Raw genomic sequence first — 23,899 nt, forward strand, 5'->3', positions numbered from 1 at the left:
CATTTATCCCCTTTTAAATTTTGTTTCATATCCAGCTTCAACAAATGAATGATAGAACTTCCCCATATTATTCGTCTTTATCACGCTTTACATGTGCTTGACCAGCTTAATTTAATTTCCGCAATAACCCATCACTCAACGTGTATACCCCATTCCCTTCCATGGCTTCAAGCTCTCCAGCCAAAAGATATACACCCGTGTTTTCATCGATCCCATAATTATTGGTTTCTTTGCACCTACTGACCGCATTCCTCAAATGATCCTCATCATCCCACTCTGAAAAGTGCACGGCAACGACTACATCCGAGACCAATCCTAAACCTTTTCTTGATTGGAATTCGTTCTGCTCATTATCCTTAGGGGAAATCGCACAAACCTCAGGACTGATTAAAGCCCCCGCAGAAAAGCCCGCAACAGGGATGCCTGCATCATATCTCTCCTTGATAGCCTGCGAAATAGGAGTGTCCACGATGTAATCCGCATACAAATTCGTATCCCCGCCACCGATGACAATCCCGGAACTGTTCCTCACACTATCGATTACCACATCAATCGGAGTCGAAGGCAGAGGCAAATAATCGAATTCCCTGACCCCAAACCGCTCCAACTCCCGCGTATACCAGGGCATATACTCCTCCCAGCCCTCCCGCTCCACAAACAAGATCGAGACCGGAGAACCAGTAACCAATGCTTTTGATGCAAAATGTTTTGCCATATTAGCTGTAAAAGGAGGACCTCCTCCAAAAAGAAAAAGATGCCTATTCATATTATCACCTTCACTTTTGCCGATTTTTCAAATATAAAAATTATGATAGCACAGTATTTTATCACGTTAGTTTGTATGTAGCCGGGCGTTTCCTTTAAGCTGCCTGTTTTTTAAGATTTTATAATCAAACTTTTGTTTAAAAATTACTATCCTAGTAATTTATCCTCTGAGCTTAGAAAACATATTCACTCTACTTTCCCCACATACTGCCTGAAGAATTTATAGGTTGATATTATCCTCCTTGCTCAAATGGATACTCCTCTGATTCGCAACGGAATCGATCAAGAGAAGCTTGGGAGAGCCAATTAAATAAACACGCGAAGCGGCTCTACTGCATCAGAGCAAAAGAACGTCCCTTTGTTTTCACTTTTCGACAGAGGTTAAATAAATCCCTTTTTACCTTTGTTTATGGTGTGCCTTGTTCTACTCATCTTCCTATCTAATAGTCCTGAGTGTCTTTTATGATAAAATATAAATGGTCGGATATCTTAACAACGAGAATAAAAAACTTTATAAATACAATCAAGATAAGAATGAAATATTGTTTTCGGAGGTAATCCATGGAAAATGAAAAATGTGACCTTGTTCACCAAAATGGAGTGAAGGAAAAAGAGCTTGAAGTGATTGATGGATACACGATCAAGTACCACTCCAATGGGAAAACAATCTGGTCAAAGGGAAAAATGATAGATGATCAGCCCGAAGGTTATTGGGAATGGTATCGGACCGACGGAACAATTAAACGGTCGGGGTATTTTGAAAAGGGTGAGCCTGTCGGTGAAAGGATCACTTACGATAGCAAAGGGGAGAAATATAAAACTACCAATCGGGATAAGAAATAATTGGGACGAAGGGGCAGCTTGGCCCCACACCTACTATACTTCACAGAAAAGAGACAAGCCCCAGCGACATGTCTCTTTTCAAAAGCTATGGAAGCGGCGGGACGGTCCTCTGCTTCCATTTAATTACTTATATTTACTTAATATCTCTTCTGGAATATGGCAATAATCATCGGGACATCTCGCTAACCTATCTTGATGCTCTTCTGCACTTCTCACATAGTTTGTAAGAGGTAATACTTCAACGACGATACGGTCATAATCACTTCTCTTACTAATAAACGCCCTCGCCTCTTCCAAATGTTTACCCTCTTCACTATACACGCCGGTTCTGTATTTCTCTCCAACATCCGCTCCTTGTTGATTCAAACTATACGGATCAATTATCTCAAAGTAATATTCCATTAATCTCCCAATAGTTACAACACTAGGATCAAATTCTGTTTTTACACATTCCGCATACCCATCATACTCACCCTCAAGTGTATTACTTGTTCCATTAGCTCTTCCCGCTTCTGTAAACGTAACACCAGGTAAAGTTTTTATAAATGCTTGTACTCCCCAGAGACATCCACCTGCAAAATATACTACTTCCATTTTGTCTCTCCTCCATGTATAAATTCAGCTAAACTCATCATACTCGGGAACCGTCCCCCCGCATCCAATCCCTCGGCATGACATGCTTATCCATCCACTCTTTTGGTGGTGGTTGGTGTGGGGTGTTGGGGACTAATCTATCTTCGTGCCAGCTCGCTGCTTTGGAGCGGATCATTTCGTGGAGGAGGATTGGGATAAATTCTTCTGGTTGTAGCTTGAATGCGTGCCGTGCATAATCCTGGAACCATCCACAGCTTAAGAGATAGGGATTTATTTCTTCTCTGGCCAAGCCATTTTTGATAATTAATGCGAATGAAAGGATTCTTTTGCAGGCATGCCAGGATACTTTTTCCGGTGCATTAATCCATTTTTCCAACCGGCCTCTAGCTGCATCAATAGCCTCCATTGGATTTTCCATTTGCGATCCATGACCTGAATACACCTTCCTGATCCTCAGTCCCGAAAGTCTATCCAAGCTTTCCAACGACCGCTGGATAGAGGAAACACCCTCCCTAAAAGTATTTAACCACCCAACATCATGTTGGTGAAAGAGGTCGCCACAAACCAATATTTCTTCTTCCGGTTCATATAAAGAAATATGCCCCAATGTATGACCTGGCGTGTGCAAGACGTTCAAGGTTCGGGTTCCTGTATGTATCTCATCGTTATCTGATAGCATGCTATCAACCCGATAAGGCTCCACAGACTGATCTAGCCATTCTGCACTGCAGGCTTCCGGGTCACAAGCATTGATTACTGCCCCTTCCCACTTATGCGCAGCAATCGGAATCCCATAGGTATTTTGAAAATAAAAATTACCACCTACATGATCACTATGATAGTGCGTGTTCACAATTAGCTGAATTTCTTCTGGGGCAACCCCTGCCTCTTTCACTAATTGCTCCGTTTCTATTACATCACTACCAAACCCAGTATCGATAAGGGTCGGGAGCTCATCCTTGATCACAATTATATTCGCACTAGGAAACTTTCTTTCAAGGAAAATAAACTTCGAACCTTTCACTGCTACTCCCCCTTAACTCCCTCTATTTATCGAAAAATATTTACCCAATACACTGGCACCTTTCCGGCACATACATTTTCTGCAATGGAAGTAACGCCCTCACATCATTTGGGATGTTCTAATACCTTTTAACAACTAGTTGTACTAATTTATCCCCCTTAAAATCCTACATATTGTTACTTTCGACAACTTCCTACATATCCCTTTTTAGGTATAGGAGTTATTGTCTGCACAACTAAAAAAAAACTTTTAATGGTTTACGTTTCTCTTATGCAAAGGTACAGTTCCAAAACAATTTCAATTGAATTAGTTGGGATTAATCCGTTATTCCTATGTACAAGTGTAATACCGCTTACCTCCATCGTCTTTCATAATAAATCAGTTTCCCATAACCCAAGCTGGCCTTTTGCTGGGATACGTTCATTCAAGATCTTCATGTCATGAACCTCCCAAGCATATCCTCCCACATTAAAGTCTCCTAAAAAATAATCATTTCCTGATACGATTTGTCCATTTTCCAGGACTGCTGATGTCTGATTATTTTCCGTTATCTTAAGACAATTTTCAAGCCGGCCTACAGCAATGATCATTCCCGTTGGAAGGGTCTCTTCTGTATATCCATGCTTACCGAGCAGCGAACGGATGGCCACATGCCTGCAGACAGCCTTATCTATTTTTTTACTTGTATGAATGGCCAGCGGCCCGCGATAATTTGTCTTCCATGACCTTGTTTCAAATTCATTCTCTCGAAGGACAAAAAGACTTGCCCAAGGCTGAATCATAGATAATACCTTCATTCTCCCGGCCACCAATCTATAAAGTTTCGTTTGTCTTATCGTGTCCGTAGAGAAGAATATTATAGCAAAAAGGTTTAATTGGAATTCGGAAACCAGATTTAATGAAAATTCACATTTTGCCGTCCTTCAATATTATCCCTGTCCTAGACATATTAATAATTTCCTCTCTTTGACTTATCTTCAAGAAAACTGCCCCGTTAGCGCAAAAAAAAAGAGCCGGAGACTCGTAAATAATCTTCAGCTCTTGCACCCTATAGTTTAAGTATATTCTTCACGATCTTACTTTTACACTAAACTAAAGGGTTGCCTAGCAACCCTTTAGTTTAGTTCACTTGTTAGCTTAATATCGTTAACATAATTTATAGATTTTTCAACGCTTCTCGTCTACTAAGTGGCTTTAAATAGTTTAAAGAAACAAACTCTTTTACAACTAAAGGGTTTGTTTTTGCATATTCTCTCAAGACCCAACCTATTGCTTTTTGAACAAAAAATTCTTCACTATCAGCCCTATTAAGAATATATTGAAATAAGCGTTTTTCATCCGTACGATTCTTGTAATAAAGTTGATATAGTAACGCTGATCTTTGTAACCAAAAATTCTCATCTAAAATCCATTGATCTGCATATTGATCAATTAGTTTTGGATAGGCTATAAACATATAACCCATTATATGAGGGGAAAGTACATCCACAGTATCCCACCATGACTTACTAACTAATAAGGAACTTAACCATGGCATATCGTCGGGGGTGAGATCCTTTTTTACTTTGTCAAGTATATCGAGTGCTGCTTTTTGATACTCTCTCTCTTCACGTTCCCATAATGTAAGAATGATATCTTTTAGGTTTTCCTTTGTCGGTACACCAAATTCACTTAAAAAATGTTTCGTTAGTTTTCGACGTATTGGTGTTCGAATCCCTAAAAAGTCAAACTGGTTCCTCAAGTAATTTTTAGACCAGTTAGCATAATCCATATCAATTTGTTGGGTATATAGTTCAACAAGTTCCTCAACGTAACTGCTGTTTATTATGACCATTACTTAGCACCTAGTTTTGGAATTTCTTTATATTTTAAGCTGTTCTTCAATTTCTTCTCCTCTATTACCAAGGTATATAGCTTTTTTTTCTGGAATAATCACACGATATGTGACAATTCCTGCATCGGCAATCTCTTTTAAGAAGTCTAAGAATGGTAGAGAGATGTTTGAGATTGCCTCAAGTACCTTACTTCGATTAAAGTTATCTGAAATTACCAAGTTTACTTGGGAATCTGTTTTAAACTCTGAATATACTCCTTTATATGTTGCTTGCCCTGTTGCAACTTCTATTTCGTATTCATTTATCCCTCTTTGGGACAATTCATCTAAGAATCGGGAAAAATCGATTACACCGTTACTTCTTCTTCGGATAATTTCTTGAAACTCACTTTCTGTTATATTGTCATTCATAAATAGTACCTCCAATTATGATTATATTCCCTTAACGTCATCATAATTATAACCTTGGGGATACTTCTTATTCTTGTAAAAATGGGACATTATCTTTATCAAATGAAAAGAATTCACTCGGTGTTGAAGCAGTATGCTTTCGAAATTCTTTTATAAAATGTGATTGGTCAGTATATCCGGCTTCAAAGGCTATATCTACAAATTTATTTTTTTCTTTCGCCAAATTTTTGGCATATTGAAATTGTACAATTTGCGAAAATGTCTTAGGGGAAATACCTATTCTTTCAGTGAATTTTCGTCCAAATTGCCTTCTGCTAAGAATTACATCTTGGGCTAAATCATTAATTCGAATTGTGCCATGCGTCGCTATGATTTCTTTTATAACACATGAAATCCAAGGGTCAGCCTCTACAGTTTTAAATTCATTCCATAACATTTGCTCTACTAGTGCTAAAAAATTATATGGGTTTTCATCTTGTATATTCAAGATTCTATCCCAGTCTGATTCTTTCATCCAAAAATCCATTAAACCAATACTAGTTCCTGCCACTTCTTTAGGATGAATCTTTTTCCACTGAAAAAGAGCTTCTGGCTTTAAAAAAACTAATACAGAAGAAATATTCTCTGTACCCTGAAAAGTTTTTGGAGCTGAATCAATACCTGTTATTCCAGCACTTTCAAGTTTCCGACTTTGATTTCCGCTTAATACATTAATTTGGCCTAAGTTTTGAAATCCCATTACATGAAAAATATCAGGATAAACTATATAAGGTTCTTTTGATCCTTTACCTTGCCATACTATTTTTCTACAAATGGAGCTAATCTCTTTGGACGAATAACTATCATTGGAGTTCTGCCTTTCTTCAATCTTTTCTGTTTAAAAAGCAGTAATAAAAACAACCATGGGGAATGCTACATTATTATTTCAATTACTATTAGTATCTCTTCCTCTACACCATTTTATCAGACTAGAGAATTTCTATATTCAATAAAAATCATAATAACACTTTTCGTTTTTTTTTAGCTTTATTATGTACTTAGTTGAAGAAGCATAGTAAATAATCTCCTTCCCTTCCTAACAGTAACAATACAAATAACCATTAAATCTCTTCCAAAATTCCTCTGAAAATAAAAAAGCTGACCCTGTAAGTGTTCATAAGAAACTCGGGGTCAGCCTGACTTATGGATGAATCGATTGGATGATTTCATTTACTAAACCTTTGATACACATAAAGTGGCCCTTGGATAAGCAAGTTATGGTTATCATATGGTTAATAATCGTGAGGAAGACTGGATGAAATTCGTTTTAAAACCGTTATACTATTTTCTTGTTGGTTTTAAATGGATGCTTTGAAAGTAAGCATAATTGCGAACCCTAAGCGAAATGTTGAATGGACTTCCACACTGTGTATAGAAGTCTGTTTGTCTGTTATTTTTTAGATTATTGGATAATTCAGCTCATAACTTGGGTAGCAATAGTATGGTGGTCTAAGTGCTATTTTAGACATTGGCCAGGAATTCTCCATATAGTCCATCTTTACTTTTTCATTGGAATGGTTTACTAGCAATAGCTTTACTTCTGGATTAAATTCATATCTCAAAATGGTACCCCCCTTCCATTAGGAATGTGTGGATTCTCCCCCATCAACATGAAGAACTTGACCAGTAACAAACCGAGAATCATCAGAAGCAAGATAGACAAAGGTTGGTGCAAGTTCAAAAGGATGGGCAACCCGTTCCATTGGATTAAACGCTCCGTATACAGCGACTTGGTCTGACGAGAAACTTGCTGCAATAAGCGGAGTCCATATTCGTCCTGGGGCGACGGCGTTGACTCGGATCCCTTGTTTCACGACATTATTAGCCAGGGCACGTGTCCAACCAACTATTGCGCCTTTTGTGGCAGTATAATCAATCATTTGCTTCTCACCTACATACGTAACCACAGAAGTAGTGCCAATGATTGAGCTGCCTGGTTTTAAATGAGGAAGCGCCGCTCTTGTTGTGTAAAAATGAGAGTATATATTAACTTTGAAGGTATCATCGAATTGCTCATCTGTTATGTCAAGCAGACTTAGTTGTTGGAATTGGATACCAACGTGGTTACAAAGTATGTCGAGACGTCCAAACGTATTTACTGTTTGTTCTACAATGGAGATACACTCTTGTTTGTCTCGCAAGTCACCAGGCATTAGTAAACAACGTTGTCCGAGTTGTTCAATCCTCGTTTTTGTCCTATTTGCATCCTCATGTTCATCTAAGTACGAAATAGCAACATCTGCGCCTTCTTTAGCAAACGCAATTGCTACTGCTGCACCAATACCACTGTCCCCCCCTGTAATAAGTGCTACTTTTCCTGTTAACTTTCCACTCCCTTTATAGTTCGGATTTTCTATAATTGGAAGGGGTACCATTAACTTTTCCACTCCGGGATGGCGCAACTGGCGCTGTTCAGGTAAACTTATCGGAATTTCTTCGTAACGTGTGATTTTCCCATAGTTAGGGTACATGGGATAAGGTTGAGTTTTCATGTTCGCTTTAAACATTTGTTGCATTTGCTTTATTTCGTCTAATTGACGACTTTGATCCTTTTGATCCATGGAAAACCTCCTATAGAAATAATTTTCTTCAATAGAATGTATATGTTGTTCACTACAAATAAAGTTAAAAAAGCGGAAAAATGTTTTTATTTTCAACACAGAAGAATATTCTTCCTCAAAAGAGACACCTTTTTTCTTTAGTGAACTGACCTTTAGGACAAGGAGCTTCTTTACTCAACATTCTACCCTTTTAACCTATCAACTTATTGGCTAACCACATAATAGATTTGGCCCTATTGCCGTTTTATTGTTCCACTTTCCTAGCCCTGTCCAAGCAAAAAAATTGATTTTGGGGATGAAGTAAAATAATATAGACATATCGCAAATTATCAATATTTTTTTCGATTAGTTTATACGCATTACAAGCAAAATAGGATTTTAATAAGGGCCGAACCTTATGGCAAGCTTTAATTGTATCTCTATAAATTTTTTGTATAGAATATAAAAAAGTGCCTGTCAAAGAAATTTTTGTAGACTATGTTATCCATTTGCTATATAGCAAAACTCATTAACAAGCTTGATGTAAACAAAAGGGGGAAAAAAGATGAATCCAAAATATGAAGCTGCTTTTAAACCATTTACCTTCCGTTCTGGAGTTGAAATAAAGAACCGTATTACAATGGCACCCATGACCAATACGGCGGCACATGAAAATGGTGAAGTATCAGACGAAGAAATTGCGTATTATCAAGAACGAGCAGGTGGTGTAGGAGCTGTAATCACCGCATGCACATACGTCACCAGGAATGGAAAAGGATTCCCGGGTGAATTTGGTGCAGATTCCGATTCCCTAATCCCTAGTTTAAGACGCGTGGCGACAGCTATACAGGAAAAAGGATCAAAGGCGATTTTACAAATTTTTCACGGTGGCAGAATGTGCCCTCCTGAAGAATTGCTCGATGGTCAACCAATTGCTCCGAGTGCGGTAGCAGCGGAACGGGACGATGCCGTGGTACCTAGGGAAATGACAGCAAACGAAATCGATGAAATTATTAAAGCATTTGGTGAAGCAACCAGAAGAGCAATCGAAGCTGGGTATGATGGAGTTGAAATCCATGGTGCCAATACGTATTTGATTCAGCAATTCTTTTCTCCACACTCAAATCGTAGAACTGACAAGTGGGGTGGAACTCTGGAAAAACGTATGTCCTTCCCGCTTGCTGTAGTTGACGCTGTTAAAAAAACAGTTTCAGACCATGCAACAAAACCTTTTATCATCGGCTATCGTTTTTCACCAGAAGAAAGAGAGAATCCTGGCATCACCATGGAAGACACGTTGCAACTAGTGGACAAGTTAGCGGACCAGGACCTGGATTATCTCCATGTTTCTGTCGGCGGCTATTGGACCGGATCAATCCGTGATGATAACGATCAGACATCCCGAGTTGTTATGATCCACGAACGTGTCGGCGATCGTGTTCCTGTGATGGGTGTTGGAATGCTGCGGACACCCGATGAAGTGATGAAAGCATTTGAAACAGGTGTACCTTTAATCGCTTTAGGGAGGGAATTGATAATGGAACCTCAGTGGGTACAAAAAGTACAAGCAGGTGAAGAAGACAATATCCGTACAACATTATCTAAAGAAGATCAAAAAGAACTAGCTATTTCTGATAAAATGTGGGAATACTATACTGCCATCCCTGGCTGGTTTCCTATTGTATAAGGAGTTCACTTGAAGCAGCGACTGTTGTTGTTTACCTTGCTTCTGAACAGGCTTCCTTTATGAATGGTGTAAACCTTCGGCTAGATGGCGGCTCGGTTGCGAGTATATAAATTAACTAATTCTAAGAAAAAAACTTAAACAAAAGCGGCTATCTTTTATCGATAGCCGCTTTTTTGTTTAGATTACACTTACCTGATTCCGCCCGTTTTCTTTAGATTTGTATAAAGCTTTATCAGCCCTAGAAAGTAAAAAGTGGTATGGTTCACCTTGGTTTCTCTAAATGAGGTTGTTTTTAGCCAATTAAGAACCAGGCATTAAAAAAAATTAAAATCATATATAGGTGATATCCCGTGACAAATTATTGAGGAGGATACCATGAAACCTATGTTACCTATGGAAAAATATTTCGGTAAGTTTGAACTAGTCCATGTATTTTATGGGGCTATGCCGACAGGCGTTAGTGTATCAGAAACCGGTCGAATTTTCATTTGCTTTCCGAAATGGGGAGACGACGTTAAATTCACAGTGGCGGAAATTGTTGGGGATACTTTGCAGCCTTATCCTAATTTGGAAACCAATTTGAGTAATAAAGATAATGTCACCATGTCTTTCATCAGTGTCCAAAGTGTAGTTGCGGATGGAAAGGGAACACTTTGGGTATTAGATACAGCGGCACCGAATTTTTCTGTACCAATTAAAGGTGGGGCAAAATTAGTCGCTGTTGATTTAAAATCCAATACAATAAGAAAAGTATATACCTTTACAGAAGATGTTGTCCTGCCTACAACTTATCTGAATGATGTCCGATTTGATTTTCGTGTTGGAAAAGCAGGTTATGCATATATAACGGATTCATCTTCCAAAGGACCAGGAGCTATTATCGTTGTAGATTTAGAAAGTGGAAACGCGTTTAGACGGTTAAATGGAGCAAATTCAACTTCACCGGACCCTTATTTTTTACCGAAAGTAGAAGGGGAAATTTTGATGAACCGAAACAAAGATGGCTCAACATCTCCATTCAGATTGGCGTCTGATGGTATAGCGATTTCTCCTGATGGAAAGATTTTATTTTATTGTCCACTTTCCAGTCGGCATTTGTATTCGATCTCAACAGAAGCTCTAAGAGACAGAACGATACCTGACAGGGATTTACTTTATCAGGTGGAATACTGGGGAGAAAAAGGTGCGTCTGATGGAATGATTACAGGGGCAAAAGGAACTGTTTATGCCGGCGACTATGAAAACAACAGTATTCGAAAGATATTGCCGAATGGCATAATGGAAACAATTGCTCATGATCCGAGAATTTTATGGCCAGATACTTTTTCAATTGGGCCGGATCAATACTTATATGTCATTGTGAACCAATTACATCGCCAGGCAAGGTTTCATTATGGAAAAGACCTGCGACAGAAGCCTTATAGTTTACTTCGTATGAAGATTGATGAATTCCCTGCTCCTACCTTTTCGTAATAAAAAATGGTTGAATAATTTTCACATTATGCCAGGAGAGGTTTATCGGGAATTAGCTGAAGATTCTTTTTTCAATATTAAAACTCATATATTACCGACCATTTCACAAAAAAAAGGTTTTTAGGAACAGTTTTATTGGTCAATGTTAAACTGTTCCTAGAAATTTTCTATAGATTAGGTAAGTATAATGTTGTATTAATATTATCGATACTCTTTGCTTTACCACTATTTATGGTACGGTTCACATAAAAGTTCTAAGCGAAAGGTTCCCTTCGGCTATTAACGGACTAAGGTTGGACCAACTAATGCTTCTGGTTTTTCCCCCAATGCCAACTTGCTAATATTAGCATAGCTGAGTTGTTTATAGTTTTTTAGTAACTGCTGTAAATCAAGGAATTTATTATCTGTTTTTAAATTTTCGATTTCCCGATAATAGACAGACAATATATAATCATCTTTTGACTTCGAATTGAATTCTCCTATGTCTTCATCCATAATTAATGCGCCCATATATTGATATCCAAACTGTAATTGACGAGTCAGTTTAATGATATTGATAAATTTTCTATAAATAGATGGTTTTGCGGCATTTAATTTTTCGAAAGCCATTTGCGCATTTTTCAATTGGTTGTAACTTGATGTTGTAAGCATTATATCTCCTCCTTTTTGATTCGTATTAGTCCCATGGTTTATCCAGTGAAAGTTTGGACACGAGTTCTTTGTTTTTTTCTCTTTTTAGCTTGCGAACTCTTTCACGTTCTTTTCCCGTTTCATAGAGAAATTTTTCTTCCTCTGTTTCTGGAATAACAGTTGGCACTTCTATAGGTCTTTTATCTTGATCTAAAGGAACAAAAGTTAAGAATGCAGTAGCTGCGAGTCTACGTTTTCCGGTTTCAAGATTTTCGGCTATTACTTTACAGAAAATCTCCATTGACTTTTTACCTGTATAGCTGACAAAGGACTCAATACAGACTGAATCACTTTGTCGAATCGGTTCGAGGAAATTTACTGAGTCGGTCGAAGCAGTAACACATTCCTTTACCCGTGAATGCCTGCGAGCGGAAAGCGTCGCACAAGCATCCATCTTCATCATTAGAACTCCACCAAATAATGTATGATAGTTGTTCAAATCATTAATGAGTACTTGATCCGTCTGAACAACACGCGTTTCTTTAACTTTTTTTGCTTCCATGAATTACCACCCTATTATAAAATATTGAAGCGTTCGCCTCATATTCATTAGCCTTTTCACAAGGACAATTATAATATGACTATAGTGGAAAGATACAATGCCAATCCCATATACCATTCATAACAAAACAGTATGTAAGCGCTCTTTGGCCTATACAATTAAAAAAAGCCTCCTCTTTTAACAAGGGGAAGCCTTCTAATTTTTACTTATTCTAGATTATGAATCATGGTTATGATTAGCTGTCGACAGCTTTACTTTGGCAAATCGGATAAATTCTTTCGCAACCTGTGATAAGTAAGCATCTTTTTTCCAGATCATCGCTAGATTCCACTCGATTGTCGGATTGGTTACGGTTATAGTCCGAAAATCATTTGCTAGTTCTAAACATGTATTCTCAGGCAGCAATGTAATACCTATATTGTAAGCAACTAATTCTTGAATAAAATCTAATTGTGATGTTTCCGAAATGATTATCGGTTGAAAACCAGCTTCTCTGCAGGCAGTGGTGACAAGGTTTCTTAACTCAAAATCCCGGTTGAACATAATAAAGCTCTCTTCTTTAAGTTCTTCCAATGACACTTCCTGTTTCCCCGCAAGACGATGAGACGAGGGTACAACTAATTTTAATTCCTCATTAACAAACATATAATAGTCGAAATCATCATTTTTTTCAGGAAGAACGACAACCCCAAAATCTAGCAAGCCATTGATAACCTTCTCTTCAATCGGCTTAGATCCATGCTCCTCCAATTGAAATGTAACCTCTGGATATCTTTCATGAAACGAGGCAATCAGTTGTGAGAAGAAAATGGAATTGGTAATCGCAGGGAGCCCAATACGGACATGGCTCTTTTTTAGCATGAACATCTTACCAAGTTCCGCATCCAACAGCTGCAACTGATTTTCAATTATTAATGCATGTTTTTTTAGAATAAGTCCTGCATCTGTTAATATCAGCTTTTTTCTTGTACGAATAAACAGCTGTGTACCAAGTTCAACCTCTAATGATTTGATAATTCTACTGAGGGCAGGCTGCGTAATGAACAGATTTTCAGCTGCATTGGTGAAATTGCCAGTACGTGTAACTTCAATAAAACACTCCAAATGTTTAATTTCCAATTTCATCGAACACCTTATATTCTTTTTTAAAGATAATTTATTCTACCACACTTTTTACTTTGGCAAATTCGCTTGAGATTTATCAAAAAGGCAAATCAATATGCTCCTGGAGTTTCGGGGTTTCTACTTTTTTGGAAGCAGGGGGACGGTTCTCTGCTTCCTTCGTTTATACTAAAAAACCTCTTAGCTTTCTAAAAAGTTATCCCCACATCTAAGGATTCCGACCAAATAAGTAAGTTGCTGCTTTTTCAAAGATAGTGGCAACGATAAATAGTGCCAAGGGAGCAGCTCAAACCGTGCCTGTTTCACGATCCACCCGCTTGTTCAACAGATTTTCCCAAGAATTTTATGGTGTTTGCCATCACCATAATCGGATTGATGAAAAGAATAGCAGATGATATAATTTTTTATAAAGGGAGGAAAATTATGGATGATTTATTTTTAAAAGACATAAAAAAAGAAAAAATAAACTCTGTTCTAATTACACAAGGTGCTAAAAGAATATTTTCCTACTATAAAAATAAAAAACAAGAAAATAAGTTACATAAAATAAATTCGTGTACTAAAAGTATTATCTCTATCCTCATTGGAATAGCATTTGATCAAAAGTTACTTACTTCTTTAGATACACCCGTTCATACTTTTTTCCCGAAAATATTTGAAACCCAAAGCGACAAATCTAAAATGGATATTACCATTAGTCACTTAATTACGATGACTGATGGTCTTGATTTCCCTGAGTTTGGTGAATGGGATTGCTTTGCACCTATGGTCTATCATACAGACATCGTTCAGTTTGTGATAAATAGACCGATGTTACACACTCCAGGGACTCATATGAATTATAATTCTGGGGCTTCTCATATTTTGTCTGCTATTATCCAAAAAGTCAGTGGAATGAAAACAGAGGATTTCGCTAAGAAGCATCTATTCTCACATCTTGGTATTACGGAATTTCGATGGTATGTAGATAAAATGAATATTAACAAAGGTGCAGACGGGCTTGTTATGAAAGTAAATGACATGGAGAAAATCGGCCTGTTGATGCTAAACAGAGGTATATTTGGAAGCAAGAGAATACTTTCTGAAGAATGGATTAGTGATTCTACAAAACCAAATCTCATAACATATGATTTTATTGGTCACTACGGCAAGCATTGGTGGTGTGATGATTACAAAGGAATTCCAGTTTATTTCGCGCTTGGTTTTGGCGGGCAGTTTATTATTATCATTCCCGATCTCAATATTACAATTACCGTCACTAGTGATATTTACGAAGATAGCTTAAAACCGATGAGAATAATCAAAAAGCATTTAAGTGAATTAGTTGTAGCATAAATACGGGAATCGGCGGGAGGAACCAACCCCTTGCTTCCATCAAAATGACGCACAGGGACGGTACTACTGCTTTGAAAGCAGAGAACCGTCCCTGTTGTGTTGACCCAGCTTAATTTAATTTCCGCAACACCCCATCCAATAACGTGTATACCCCATTCCCTTCCATGGCTTCAAGCTCTCCATTCAAAAGGTATACACCCGTGTTCTCATCGATCCCATAATTCTTAGATTCGTTGCACCTACTGACCGCATTCCTCAAATGTTCCTCATCATCCCACTCTGAAAAGTGCACGGCGACCACAACTTCCTTGGCCAATCCCAAGCCTCTCCTTGATTGGAATACATTCTGCTCATTGTCTTTAGGGGAAATCACACTAACTGCCGGACTGATTAAAGCCCCTGCAGAAAATCCCGCCACCGGAATGCCTGTCTCATACGTCTCCTTGATAGCTTGCGAAATAGGAGTTTCCACAATGTAATCCGCATACAAATTCGTATCCCCGCCACCGATGACTATCCCGGAACTGTTCCTCACACTATCGATCACCACTTCAATCGGAGTCGAAGGCAGAGGCAGATACTTGAATTCCCTGACCCCAAACTGCTCCAACCCCTGCGTATACCAGGGCATATACTCCTCCCAGCCCTCCCGCTCCACAAACAAGATCGAGACCGGAGTACCCGCAACCATTGCTTTTGATGCAAACCTCCTTGCCATCTCCGCTGTAAATGGAGGACCTCCTCCGAAGAGAAAAAGATGTCTGTTCATGTAATCACCTTCACTTTTGCTGATTTTTTCACTATAAAGTATGATGCATAGCATTTTAAAAAGTTAGCTTGTATGTAGCCGGGCGTTTCCTTAAAGCTGCCTGTTTTTGAAAATAATTCTTGAAGAATTTATAGATTGATATTTTCTCCATGCTCAAATTGATATTCCTTTGATTCGAAAATGAAATCGATTAAGAGAAGCTTGGGAGATCTGATTAAATCAAGCAGCGTAACGTCACCTGTTACACGTTGTTCAACAAGGTCGATTCTCTAAATGCTGATATGCCTTATTGATAATTTCGGAACAAATATACCGTACGGGTGAAATAATAATAATAATAATAATGTTTTGTCGAAAGTATTTCTGAAGCAAGAACGAAACAATTCTCCACCAGTCATAGCCTCTAGAGGAATAGCATCTCTTTCTTATAAAACTTACTAATTCCTCTTTTTGCTGTTCCGACAAATCCCCCTTTCCCCGAGCTGTTTGTAACGGCTAACAGTATTTTAATCATTACCTTACAAAGGGTATACTAGTAAGGAAAGGATGTGGTTTATTATGGCTACAATGAAGGCGGTAGGACTTACCCGATACCTTCCAATTGAAAATCCAGAAAGCTTAGTAGATGTAGTTGTGGAGAAACCAAGAGCGACGGGTCGTGACATTTTGGTCAAAGTTATCGCCATATCGGTCAATCCGGTTGACACTAAGGTACGTGCTCCTAAAGACAGTGTTGAAGAAGTCCCAAAAATTTTAGGTTGGGATGTTGCAGGAATTGTTGAAGAGGCGGGACCGGACTGCTCGTTGTTCCGTCCGGGGGATGAAGTTTTTTATGCGGGCAGCATTGCACGGCAAGGCGGAAACAGTGAATACCATCTGGTTGATGAACGGATTGTAGGGCGCAAGCCAACTTCCTTGAATTTCGCGGAAGCGGCAGCTCTTCCTTTAACCTCTATTACAGCTTGGGAAGCATTATTTACCCGAATGTCGATTTCTAAAGATTCGTGCGCCAACCAAGGAAAATCCCTGCTGATTATCGGGGCAGCTGGAGGTGTAGGGTCCATTGCCATCCAGCTTGCAAAACAAGCGGGGCTCATTGTAATCGGTACTGCTTCCCGCCCGGAAACCGTCGATTGGGTTAAATCAATGGGCGCCGACTATACCATTAATCACCATGACCCGCTCCTTCCGCAGCTTGAAGCAATAGGGTTTTCAAGCGTTCCGTATATTTTCTGCCTGAATGCTTTGGAAAAACACTGGGCCGGCATCAGCGAAGCCGTTTCTCCCCAAGGAGTCGTTTGCGCAATTGATGATCCTACCTCTCCGCTCAACCTTAAATTGCTTAAGCAAAAAAGTGCCACCTTCGTGTGGGAGTTTATGTTTACGCGCTCGCTTTATGAAACGGATGATATGATCGAGCAACACTTACTGCTCAATCTGATAGCTGATGCTGTGGATCAACAAAAATTGAAGACAACGCTCGCCGAAGTACTTGGACCGATCTCAGCAGAGCATCTTCGCCAAGCCCACAAGCTATTGGAAAGCAATAGGACGATTGGCAAGGTTGTGCTAGAGAATTTTGTTTAAACACCTGTTCTTGGAAAGCACACAATAGAATTTTCTTGCCCAATAAGCAGGTGATACGTTTATTCGCAAGAAGAAATAAGTTAGAGCCGACTGCTGTTTGTAGTCGGCTTCAATTTTACAATAAGAAAACTTGAAAATATTTATGATACGATTCTTTATATCATGTTTGAAGCGAAATTTTTAAGTACCCTTGAAAAGGTTCCATATATTAGGCAAGGAATTTGGGGAGTTGAGGGGTTTGAACCCTGTCCGACAATATAGGCTTCACCGGGGCCTGCATTTTAAATGATATTCCCCCATTTTTTCAGTCTTCCGTGAAACAATTTCAAAAAAACGGCTCTGTTCGCATCGTTTTTGAAAGAGCCGTTCTTCGTTTTCCTCCGGATTGCTAACATCGCGGCCCAAGTTACCAAAAAAGGGGATCAGACATCTTCACAAAATAACTTATTTTATACAGAATTTTACCAGCTCCATTCATGGATGTACGAATCCCTATGATGACGGGATCGAATGCATACCTAAAGCGTATGATGCATATCATGTATCGAATCAGTCGAGAGGGAGAGGACGCAGATGTTGAAAATCACTCTGGAGGTCGCCAAAGTTTTGATTAACGCAGCAGAACTCCGGGCAAGGGAGCTCGGGATTGCGGAAGTGATCGCCATCGTAGACGATGGCGGGAATTTCGTTGCTTCTCATCGGATGGACCATGCCTGGCTGGCCAGTATCGACATCGCCCATAATAAGGCATGGACGGCGGTCGCGCTAAAAATGCCCACGGCGAGCCTTGCTCCGTTGGCGGTCCCGAGCGGGGAGCTGTACGGGATCAATACGACCAACCACGGACGCGTGGTCGTGTTCGGAGGGGGGATTCCGTTGTCGTTCGAAGGGAGAATCGTAGGGGCGGTCGGCGCAAGCGGCAGTAAGGTCGCAAACGACATTGAGGTTGCGAAAGCGGCGGTGCGGGCTTTCGAAACCTATCCGAAGGCGCGGATCGGGTCTTCCATGAGCTTGCTGTAAATCAGGCGGTTTTAGCCCTATAACTAAACTAGGTCCCGCCAATATTGACGAAAAAACGGCTAAACAAATGGGGCTGTCCCTCAGGGTACAATACCCCGTGGCACAGCCCCTCTTCTCATGACATCATTTAAGGCTTCAGGACAAATTTAATGCATTCGTCCGCATGGTTGTAAAAGGTGTTGTACGCATCATGCGCCTGATCGAGTGGCACTTTATGCGTGATGATTTCCGTCGGATCGAACTCGCCTGCCATAATTTTTTGATACAGCATCGGCATGTAATGAATCACAGGCGCCTGTCCCATGGTCAGCTTCACGTTTCGTTCCCAAATGTTTCCGAACATGAACTGGTTATATTTAGAACCGTATACCCCCGTAATCTGAATCGTACCGAATTTCCGCACCGCATTCATGGCGATGTTGATCGGGCTGAGCGTTCCGCCAACCAGCTTGGCCTTCTGCTCTTCCTCCTCCAATGGCGTCTTCTTGCCGTCCATTCCGACGCAATCGATGACGACATCCGCACCCCCGCTTGTTATTTCTTTAATATGCAGCCCCATGTCTGTAAAATCTTCGAAGTTGAAGATTTCGACGTTATTCATTTTTTTAGCATGATTCAGCCGGTACGGGAGATTGTCGATCGCGATGACCCGTTTTGCCCCTTTCATCCAGGCGAATTTTTGCGCCATCAAGCCGACTGGGCCGCAGCCGAGTACAACCACCGTATCCCCCTGCTTCACGCCGCCGTTGTCCACGCTCCAATAGGCCGTCGGCAGCACGTCGGACAGGAACAAGAGCTTCTCATCCTCCAATTCGCATGACTCCGGAATAACGAAAGGCATGAAATTGCCGTACGGCACGTAAAGCAATTCAGCTTGTCCGCCCGGATAATTCCCGTAACGTTCGGTAAACCCAAAGTAAGCCCCCGTATCCACTTGGGGATTGGGGTTGGAGTTGTCGCATTGGCTCTCCATTTCATGCTGGCAGTAATGACAGCTGCCGCACGAGATATTGAAAGGGAGCACGACCCGGTCACCTTTTTTGACCTTTGTCACCTCAGGGCCCACGTCTTCTACGATGCCCATCGGTTCATGTCCGACCACGTATCCGGTTTGGGCTTGAATTGCCCCCTGGTATATATGGAGATCGGAACCGCATATTGCGGTTGAGGTGATCCTAACGATAATCCCATCTTTTTTCTGAATCGTCGGATCCGGGACCTGCTTCACTTGCATGTTCTTCACACCATTGAAAGTTACAGCCTTCATAATCACCCTCCTGTTATAGCTTGCCTTGAATTTGCATGCATGCTTCTATTATGGAATTGGAGAGTGTGGTTTATTCATTCGATGTACGATATTTTCACGCATGGGCAAAAAAATCGCTGCACTTCTAACAAACTTATTTGAAGATGTTGAGTACACCGAACCAGCACAAGCCTTTAAAGAATTTTATGTACCTAATGAAAAAAGGCGGCAATACTCTTTTGAAGTATTGCCGCCAGTAAATCACTCAATTCTTACATTTTTTCTATTTTAGTTAGAGGCTTTTTTCGCATAAATTGTTGCATTTACGTACTCATATTAACCCCGTAATATTATTGGTCCTCGTGCTCTTTTCTCTTTAATAGATTCTGTATCACTTTGAATAATATGGGGAAAAAAGCTGTAAAAATCCAAGTGCCGATTTTTTACGGGCGTAAAGCATCAAACTTTAAGAAAAGAGCCTAGTTAGAAATGTTGCTTGGTAGGGTGGTAAGCTTCGGTTCAACATCCATTTAGGCCATTATACTAAGTGAGCTCCACCATCAATAAGAACAGATGTCCCGGTAGTAAAACCATTTTTAGCAAGGTATACATAGGTTTCAGCTATGTCTTCCGCCTTTGCAATCCGTCCAACAGGGAGCTGTTGTGCAATACCGTTGAACAGTTCTTGCCTCTGGTCATCTGACATTCCAGCATAGATTGGAGTGTCTACAATTCCAGGTGAAACCACGTTTACCCTAATAGGGGCTAGGTCTACGGAAAGTCCGCGAACCAATCCTTCAATGGCTGAATTGATTGCCGCTAACGTACTGGCGCCTTGAGGAGGACGAACGCCATATACACCAGAGGTTAAGGTGATTGAGCTCTCCTTGCTTAGATATGGAAGTGCTGAACGGACAGTAATATATTGTCCCCAGAACTTACTATCAAACGCATCTTTAGCACTTGCCACAGGCAGTTCGCTAAAGTGCCCCATTGCGCCTTCTCCTGCCGTTACCACAAGGTGGTCAAATTTTCCAACCTTACTGAAAAATTCTGCTACTTTTGCTTCGCTTCGAAAATCTATTTCAATTGCGTCTACATTGCCACCAAGAACTTGTTTTGCTTCATTTAATTTGGAAACAGAACGGCTGGCAATGATCACTTGAGCAGATTGATCGAGAAACGCTTTGGCAGTTGCTAAGCCAATACCAGAAGTACCCCCTAAAACAACTACCCGTTTACCATTTAATGACATAGTTAAATCCTTCCTTCTTAAAATCTTTTTTGTATTGATCATTGATTGTGAAATTTATTTCTGAAACGATACTATTCAGTACCTATTATTCAGCTAATAATTTTAAGGATTCACGATTAAAGGCAGGAATGTCATCCGGAATACGGCTTGTTACAATATTATTGCTTACCACAACTTCTTCATCTTTGTAGTTAGCACCTGCATTTTTGAGATCGTTTCTTATTGATTTGAAACCTGTTATGTCGACGCCTTTTAATAGGTCTGTATCAATTAATACTTGTGGGCCATGGCAAATGGCAAAAACAGGTTTACCTTCTTGTATAAATGCTTTTGCGAATTCACCAAAACGGTCGTCTTCACGTAATAAATCAGGAGAGAAGCCACCAGGGATTAGTAAAGCATCAAAGTCTTGAGGATTAACTTCCCCAATTCCTTTATCTATTTTTACTGTTTCACCTTTTTTACCAGTAATATCTTTTCCAGCCTGTATGTCGATTGTGATCACTTGATGACCAGCATCTTTAAATGCTTGTGCTGGTTCTGTGAATTCCACATCTTCAAATAAGTCTGTTATTAGTGTAGCGATTTTTTTGCTCATAATGATAAGCCCCCTTAAATTTGTAAAAGTATCGTTGGTATTATTCTCATTTAACACAATAAATACAAGTAATCTACCGGGTTTAATAATTGTTACTGATATATATGGGAGTATAAAAACAATTTGTACCGCTCAATCACGAGTTTAATGATGGTGATGCATTTTGGAAGAATTCGTGATTTCAAATCCTGCTTGTGGCACATAGAAATACTTGATCCAAACCCCATCTAAAAACGGTTCCCTTTTATCAAGTAAAACATCAATTCCTTTGTCTGTTTTCACAATTTCATCATGGTCCGTAGGCGTATCAAGTTTTACATCATAATGGGCATGATCCCCATGGTCCAATGTAACGTAGACACGAACCATTTTCCCTTCAGCCTCTTCACTTTCCAACATTTGTTTCAGCACTTTAGCAGCATTTCGATTAATTTTGCAGTTCATATCATTGTCTCCTTTACTAATAATTTTTATCTTTTTAATTAAGGAATCCCGTGAACAACCTCATAACCTGATCTCACGGTTTCATCCATATTACCTTTCGCTTTTTGTAATTCCCGCCAGAAGCTCGTATGAATGCAGGCGAGCTTTGTGGTCGTAAACTTGGGCAATGGCCATGATTTCATCAGCCTGGCTCTTCTCCAAAAATGTATGCAGCTTGTCCTTTACTGTCTGCTGGCTGCCAACAATCGATGAGCCTAATTGCTGCTCGAGAGCCTTTAATTGGTAGCTGCTGGCTACTTCGGATATGTCATCTACCGGTGGTTGAAGTGGTGTAAGGTTGCCGCTCATCAGATTCAAAAATTGCTGCTGCAGGGTTGTGAAAAGGAATTTTGCCTCTTTATCTGTTTCTGCTGCAATGATATTCAATGCCACCATCGCATACGGCTTATCGAGAACATTCGAAGGCTTAAACGCCTTGCGATAGATCTGTAGAGCACCTAGCGTGTTAAGAGGCGAGAAATGGGCGGCAAACGAAAATGGCAAACCCAGTTCTCCGGCCAGCTGCGCACTGAAGCCGCTTGAACCCAGCAGCCAGATTGGAATATTCAAACCTTCACCTGGAATCGCTTTTATAGGATTTCCTTTGGCCAAGGATGGATCAAAGTAACCGCGGAGTTCTGCTAATTGCTCAGGAAAGTCATCTCCGGTACTTCTCAAGTCGCGTCTCAATGCACGAGCGGTCCCCTGATCCGTACCGGGTGCCCGCCCCAGACCAAGGTCAATTCGCCCGGGGTATAAGGATTCAAGAGTGCCAAACTGCTCAGCGATGACGAGCGGAGCATGATTCGGCAGCATGATTCCTCCTGAACCAACCCGGATTTGTGATGTACCGGCTGCCACATGGGACATCACCACAGAAGTGGCGGAACTGGCGATAAACGGCATATTGTGGTGTTCAGCGAGCCAAAAACGGTTGTAGTCAAGTTTTTCAGCATGCTGTGCGAGTTCCAATGTATGGCGGAAGGAATCAGCAGGAGTACTTCCGGCTGTGATCGGTGAAAGATCCAGCACCGAGAATGGAATTTCGTTTAGTTTAATTGCATTTTTAGACATAAGTTGTTCATCTTCTTCCCTTATCTAATTTTATTAAAAACTAATCTCCTACTGGAATATCATGAGTCGGAAAGTAAGGCAGCACAAACTCTCCAAGCTCCTGTATCACTTCCTCGGGAGGGCGCTTTGAAAAATACAATACAAAAGCCAGGTGATTGACACCAATGGATTGAAATTGATATAAAATTTCTAATAACTGTTTGCGTCCTACACGAAATCCTAAAGGAATCGGAACAGGTAACGCATCGGGATTTTCAGATAAATCGATAAATAAAGTCTGAGTAAAAGGTTTAAACACTCCCGGGGCGTGAATTTCCGACAACTTACGATAATCGTAAATCAATTGAGTTTGTTGTGGGATACTCCTCGGGTAATTGATCCAGCCGTCCCCATTCTGGGCGATCCATTCAATCGATTGATTGCTGAATCCTGTCACCATGGTCGGAATCGAAGAAAAAGGCTTGGGGATCATTCTCATATCCGTTCCATCGATGACGCCTAAATCGCTGTTGATTGTCGGACTGTCCTCCTTTAATAGCCGTTCAAGGAATGCATAATTCTTCTTAAACAGCCCTCCACTTTCGAGCTTGGATATTCCCAAAGCTGTGAAATCTTTATCCCGGTCTCCTGAAGCCACTCCCATAATCAGCCGTTCGGGAAACAACCGGTCAATAGATGATGCTTCCTTTGCAACTCTGACAGGATGGCGCAGAGGGAGGACCACACTAGCCGTCCCAAGTGCAATATCCTTGGTATTGGCCGCAAGATAGGTCAAATAAATCCATACATCATACATTTGACCATTATCATCAATATTCAAATTCTGAATCGTAACGTCCCGAAGCCACAATGCCGCGAAACCATGGTCTTCAATTTTGCGGGCAAGCGACAGCTGATTTTCCATAATCGGATATTTGGACATCCTTGCCGTCGGAATCGCGAAACCAAGGGTCATTTTTTCCTTTTGGTACAACCTGTTATATGCTCGATGCTGTAATAAACTCACTA

Annotated in this window: 25 protein-coding genes and 1 pseudogene; 7 read left to right on the plus strand and 19 right to left on the minus strand. The window is 40.3% G+C overall.

Annotated features, from left to right (window positions below):
• Nucleotides 1–106: 106 nt before the first annotated feature.
• Nucleotides 107–766 carry a Type 1 glutamine amidotransferase-like domain-containing protein gene (locus tag ACFVAD_RS12215; protein WP_386640113.1) on the minus strand — a complete coding sequence of 220 codons (660 nt, stop codon included), beginning with the start codon at nt 764–766 and terminating at the stop codon, nt 107–109.
• 560 nt (nt 767–1,326) lie between these two features.
• On the opposite strand from ACFVAD_RS12215, the gene ACFVAD_RS12220 reads away from it, so the two are divergent.
• Complete coding sequence (locus ACFVAD_RS12220; RefSeq protein WP_386640116.1) at nt 1,327–1,608, plus strand: toxin-antitoxin system YwqK family antitoxin; 282 nt, start codon at nt 1,327–1,329, stop codon at nt 1,606–1,608.
• 123 nt (nt 1,609–1,731) lie between these two features.
• On the opposite strand, the gene ACFVAD_RS12225 is transcribed toward ACFVAD_RS12220, so the two are convergent.
• The 8 genes from ACFVAD_RS12225 to ACFVAD_RS12260 form a co-directional block, all read right to left on the minus strand.
• Nucleotides 1,732–2,202 (minus strand): peptide-methionine (S)-S-oxide reductase, encoded by a 471-nt coding sequence (locus ACFVAD_RS12225; RefSeq protein ID WP_386640119.1) that lies wholly within the window; start codon nt 2,200–2,202, stop codon nt 1,732–1,734.
• A gap of 37 nt (nt 2,203–2,239) precedes the next feature.
• Nucleotides 2,240–3,226 carry an MBL fold metallo-hydrolase gene (locus ACFVAD_RS12230; RefSeq protein WP_386640121.1) on the minus strand — a complete coding sequence of 329 codons (987 nt, stop codon included), beginning with the start codon at nt 3,224–3,226 and terminating at the stop codon, nt 2,240–2,242.
• A 368-nt stretch (nt 3,227–3,594) separates the two neighbouring features.
• The gene (locus tag ACFVAD_RS12235) at nt 3,595–4,023 is read right to left on the minus strand and encodes an ASCH domain-containing protein (protein ID WP_386640123.1); all 429 of its coding nucleotides are present in this window, start codon (nt 4,021–4,023) and stop codon (nt 3,595–3,597) included.
• 359 nt (nt 4,024–4,382) lie between these two features.
• Nucleotides 4,383–5,060 carry a DNA alkylation repair protein gene (locus ACFVAD_RS12240; protein WP_386640126.1) on the minus strand — a complete coding sequence of 226 codons (678 nt, stop codon included), beginning with the start codon at nt 5,058–5,060 and terminating at the stop codon, nt 4,383–4,385.
• A gap of 27 nt (nt 5,061–5,087) precedes the next feature.
• Entirely contained in the window at nt 5,088–5,471 is a 384-nt protein-coding gene (locus ACFVAD_RS12245; RefSeq protein WP_386640128.1) for a DUF1398 family protein, read from the minus strand.
• 67 nt (nt 5,472–5,538) lie between these two features.
• Nucleotides 5,539–6,210 carry a helix-turn-helix domain-containing protein gene (locus tag ACFVAD_RS12250; protein WP_386640131.1) on the minus strand — a complete coding sequence of 224 codons (672 nt, stop codon included), beginning with the start codon at nt 6,208–6,210 and terminating at the stop codon, nt 5,539–5,541.
• Nucleotides 6,211–6,907: 697 nt separating this feature from the next.
• Nucleotides 6,908–7,072 (minus strand): hypothetical protein, encoded by a 165-nt coding sequence (locus ACFVAD_RS12255; RefSeq protein ID WP_386640134.1) that lies wholly within the window; start codon nt 7,070–7,072, stop codon nt 6,908–6,910.
• Between the two features lie 18 nt (nt 7,073–7,090).
• Nucleotides 7,091–8,071 carry an SDR family oxidoreductase gene (locus ACFVAD_RS12260; RefSeq protein WP_386640314.1) on the minus strand — a complete coding sequence of 327 codons (981 nt, stop codon included), beginning with the start codon at nt 8,069–8,071 and terminating at the stop codon, nt 7,091–7,093.
• A 544-nt stretch (nt 8,072–8,615) separates the two neighbouring features.
• On the opposite strand from ACFVAD_RS12260, the gene ACFVAD_RS12265 reads away from it, so the two are divergent.
• Nucleotides 8,616–9,737 carry an NADH-dependent flavin oxidoreductase gene (locus ACFVAD_RS12265; RefSeq protein WP_386640137.1) on the plus strand — a complete coding sequence of 374 codons (1,122 nt, stop codon included), beginning with the start codon at nt 8,616–8,618 and terminating at the stop codon, nt 9,735–9,737.
• Between the two features lie 375 nt (nt 9,738–10,112).
• Nucleotides 10,113–11,210 (plus strand): L-dopachrome tautomerase-related protein, encoded by a 1,098-nt coding sequence (locus ACFVAD_RS12270; protein ID WP_386640140.1) that lies wholly within the window; start codon nt 10,113–10,115, stop codon nt 11,208–11,210.
• 279 nt (nt 11,211–11,489) lie between these two features.
• Here the strand turns inward: ACFVAD_RS12270 and ACFVAD_RS12275 are convergent, their stop codons facing one another.
• The 3 genes from ACFVAD_RS12275 to ACFVAD_RS12285 form a co-directional block, all read right to left on the minus strand.
• Complete coding sequence (locus ACFVAD_RS12275) at nt 11,490–11,861, minus strand: hypothetical protein (protein ID WP_386640143.1); 372 nt, start codon at nt 11,859–11,861, stop codon at nt 11,490–11,492.
• Between the two features lie 25 nt (nt 11,862–11,886).
• On the minus strand, nt 11,887–12,402 hold the full coding sequence (locus tag ACFVAD_RS12280) for an acyl-CoA thioesterase (RefSeq protein ID WP_386640146.1): 516 nt from the start codon (nt 12,400–12,402) through the stop codon (nt 11,887–11,889).
• Nucleotides 12,403–12,618: 216 nt separating this feature from the next.
• Nucleotides 12,619–13,521: a LysR family transcriptional regulator gene (locus ACFVAD_RS12285; RefSeq protein WP_386640149.1), complete on the minus strand. Its 903-nt coding sequence runs from the start codon at nt 13,519–13,521 to the stop codon at nt 12,619–12,621.
• A gap of 426 nt (nt 13,522–13,947) precedes the next feature.
• Between ACFVAD_RS12285 and ACFVAD_RS12290 the strand changes: the two genes are divergently transcribed.
• Entirely contained in the window at nt 13,948–14,859 is a 912-nt protein-coding gene (locus tag ACFVAD_RS12290; protein WP_386640152.1) for a serine hydrolase domain-containing protein, read from the plus strand.
• A 109-nt stretch (nt 14,860–14,968) separates the two neighbouring features.
• Here ACFVAD_RS12290 and ACFVAD_RS12295 read toward each other — a convergent pair whose 3' ends face one another.
• Nucleotides 14,969–15,628: a Type 1 glutamine amidotransferase-like domain-containing protein gene (locus ACFVAD_RS12295; protein WP_386640154.1), complete on the minus strand. Its 660-nt coding sequence runs from the start codon at nt 15,626–15,628 to the stop codon at nt 14,969–14,971.
• Between the two features lie 558 nt (nt 15,629–16,186).
• On the opposite strand from ACFVAD_RS12295, the gene ACFVAD_RS12300 reads away from it, so the two are divergent.
• Nucleotides 16,187–17,215, plus strand: a complete 1,029-nt coding sequence (locus ACFVAD_RS12300; protein ID WP_386640157.1) for a zinc-binding alcohol dehydrogenase family protein — start codon at nt 16,187–16,189, stop codon at nt 17,213–17,215.
• Nucleotides 17,216–17,788: 573 nt separating this feature from the next.
• The gene (locus ACFVAD_RS12305; protein ID WP_386640160.1) at nt 17,789–18,235 is read left to right on the plus strand and encodes a GlcG/HbpS family heme-binding protein; all 447 of its coding nucleotides are present in this window, start codon (nt 17,789–17,791) and stop codon (nt 18,233–18,235) included.
• A 127-nt stretch (nt 18,236–18,362) separates the two neighbouring features.
• Here ACFVAD_RS12305 and ACFVAD_RS12310 read toward each other — a convergent pair whose 3' ends face one another.
• Nucleotides 18,363–19,502 (minus strand): zinc-dependent alcohol dehydrogenase, encoded by a 1,140-nt coding sequence (locus ACFVAD_RS12310; RefSeq protein WP_386640163.1) that lies wholly within the window; start codon nt 19,500–19,502, stop codon nt 18,363–18,365.
• Nucleotides 19,503–19,602: 100 nt separating this feature from the next.
• Here ACFVAD_RS12310 and ACFVAD_RS12315 point away from each other — a divergent pair.
• A pseudogene (locus tag ACFVAD_RS12315) lies at nt 19,603–19,683 on the plus strand (protease); the annotation flags it as partial.
• 336 nt (nt 19,684–20,019) lie between these two features.
• On the opposite strand, the gene ACFVAD_RS12320 reads toward ACFVAD_RS12315, so the two are convergent.
• The 5 genes from ACFVAD_RS12320 to ACFVAD_RS12340 form a co-directional block, all read right to left on the minus strand.
• Nucleotides 20,020–20,736 carry an SDR family oxidoreductase gene (locus tag ACFVAD_RS12320; RefSeq protein ID WP_386640166.1) on the minus strand — a complete coding sequence of 239 codons (717 nt, stop codon included), beginning with the start codon at nt 20,734–20,736 and terminating at the stop codon, nt 20,020–20,022.
• Nucleotides 20,737–20,821: 85 nt separating this feature from the next.
• Complete coding sequence (locus ACFVAD_RS12325; protein ID WP_386640168.1) at nt 20,822–21,334, minus strand: type 1 glutamine amidotransferase domain-containing protein; 513 nt, start codon at nt 21,332–21,334, stop codon at nt 20,822–20,824.
• A 144-nt stretch (nt 21,335–21,478) separates the two neighbouring features.
• A complete protein-coding gene (locus ACFVAD_RS12330) occupies nt 21,479–21,778 on the minus strand; it encodes an iron-sulfur cluster assembly accessory protein (RefSeq protein WP_386640171.1) in 300 nt (99 codons plus the stop codon).
• A 90-nt stretch (nt 21,779–21,868) separates the two neighbouring features.
• The gene (locus ACFVAD_RS12335; protein ID WP_386640174.1) at nt 21,869–22,891 is read right to left on the minus strand and encodes an LLM class flavin-dependent oxidoreductase; all 1,023 of its coding nucleotides are present in this window, start codon (nt 22,889–22,891) and stop codon (nt 21,869–21,871) included.
• Between the two features lie 40 nt (nt 22,892–22,931).
• On the minus strand, nt 22,932–23,897 hold the full coding sequence (locus ACFVAD_RS12340) for a TIGR03571 family LLM class oxidoreductase (protein WP_386640177.1): 966 nt from the start codon (nt 23,895–23,897) through the stop codon (nt 22,932–22,934).
• Between the last annotated feature and the right edge of the window lie 2 nt (nt 23,898–23,899).

Source organism: Sutcliffiella sp. NPDC057660 (assembly GCF_042800035.1).
Taxonomy (GTDB): domain Bacteria; phylum Bacillota; class Bacilli; order Bacillales; family Bacillaceae_I; genus Sutcliffiella_A.

What these genes read in the sequence shown, in the direction of transcription:
- ACFVAD_RS12270 (WP_386640140.1), top strand. Translation starts at nt 10,113, where the DNA reads ATGAAACCTATGTTACCTATGGAAAAATATTTCGGTAAGTTTGAACTA.
- ACFVAD_RS12215 (WP_386640113.1), bottom strand. Translation starts at nt 766, where the DNA reads ATGAATAGGCATCTTTTTCTTTTTGGAGGAGGTCCTCCTTTTACAGCT.
- ACFVAD_RS12290 (WP_386640152.1), top strand. Translation starts at nt 13,948, where the DNA reads ATGGATGATTTATTTTTAAAAGACATAAAAAAAGAAAAAATAAACTCT.
- ACFVAD_RS12295 (WP_386640154.1), bottom strand. Translation starts at nt 15,628, where the DNA reads ATGAACAGACATCTTTTTCTCTTCGGAGGAGGTCCTCCATTTACAGCG.
- ACFVAD_RS12320 (WP_386640166.1), bottom strand. Translation starts at nt 20,736, where the DNA reads ATGTCATTAAATGGTAAACGGGTAGTTGTTTTAGGGGGTACTTCTGGT.
- ACFVAD_RS12260 (WP_386640314.1), bottom strand. Translation starts at nt 8,071, where the DNA reads ATGGATCAAAAGGATCAAAGTCGTCAATTAGACGAAATAAAGCAAATG.
- ACFVAD_RS12300 (WP_386640157.1), top strand. Translation starts at nt 16,187, where the DNA reads ATGGCTACAATGAAGGCGGTAGGACTTACCCGATACCTTCCAATTGAA.
- ACFVAD_RS12305 (WP_386640160.1), top strand. Translation starts at nt 17,789, where the DNA reads ATGTTGAAAATCACTCTGGAGGTCGCCAAAGTTTTGATTAACGCAGCA.
- ACFVAD_RS12240 (WP_386640126.1), bottom strand. Translation starts at nt 5,060, where the DNA reads ATGGTCATAATAAACAGCAGTTACGTTGAGGAACTTGTTGAACTATAT.
- ACFVAD_RS12235 (WP_386640123.1), bottom strand. Translation starts at nt 4,023, where the DNA reads ATGAAGGTATTATCTATGATTCAGCCTTGGGCAAGTCTTTTTGTCCTT.
- ACFVAD_RS12280 (WP_386640146.1), bottom strand. Translation starts at nt 12,402, where the DNA reads ATGGAAGCAAAAAAAGTTAAAGAAACGCGTGTTGTTCAGACGGATCAA.
- ACFVAD_RS12310 (WP_386640163.1), bottom strand. Translation starts at nt 19,502, where the DNA reads ATGAAGGCTGTAACTTTCAATGGTGTGAAGAACATGCAAGTGAAGCAG.
- ACFVAD_RS12220 (WP_386640116.1), top strand. Translation starts at nt 1,327, where the DNA reads ATGGAAAATGAAAAATGTGACCTTGTTCACCAAAATGGAGTGAAGGAA.
- ACFVAD_RS12335 (WP_386640174.1), bottom strand. Translation starts at nt 22,891, where the DNA reads ATGTCTAAAAATGCAATTAAACTAAACGAAATTCCATTCTCGGTGCTG.
- ACFVAD_RS12265 (WP_386640137.1), top strand. Translation starts at nt 8,616, where the DNA reads ATGAATCCAAAATATGAAGCTGCTTTTAAACCATTTACCTTCCGTTCT.
- ACFVAD_RS12325 (WP_386640168.1), bottom strand. Translation starts at nt 21,334, where the DNA reads ATGAGCAAAAAAATCGCTACACTAATAACAGACTTATTTGAAGATGTG.
- ACFVAD_RS12245 (WP_386640128.1), bottom strand. Translation starts at nt 5,471, where the DNA reads ATGAATGACAATATAACAGAAAGTGAGTTTCAAGAAATTATCCGAAGA.
- ACFVAD_RS12225 (WP_386640119.1), bottom strand. Translation starts at nt 2,202, where the DNA reads ATGGAAGTAGTATATTTTGCAGGTGGATGTCTCTGGGGAGTACAAGCA.
- ACFVAD_RS12330 (WP_386640171.1), bottom strand. Translation starts at nt 21,778, where the DNA reads ATGAACTGCAAAATTAATCGAAATGCTGCTAAAGTGCTGAAACAAATG.
- ACFVAD_RS12275 (WP_386640143.1), bottom strand. Translation starts at nt 11,861, where the DNA reads ATGCTTACAACATCAAGTTACAACCAATTGAAAAATGCGCAAATGGCT.
- ACFVAD_RS12250 (WP_386640131.1), bottom strand. Translation starts at nt 6,210, where the DNA reads ATGGGATTTCAAAACTTAGGCCAAATTAATGTATTAAGCGGAAATCAA.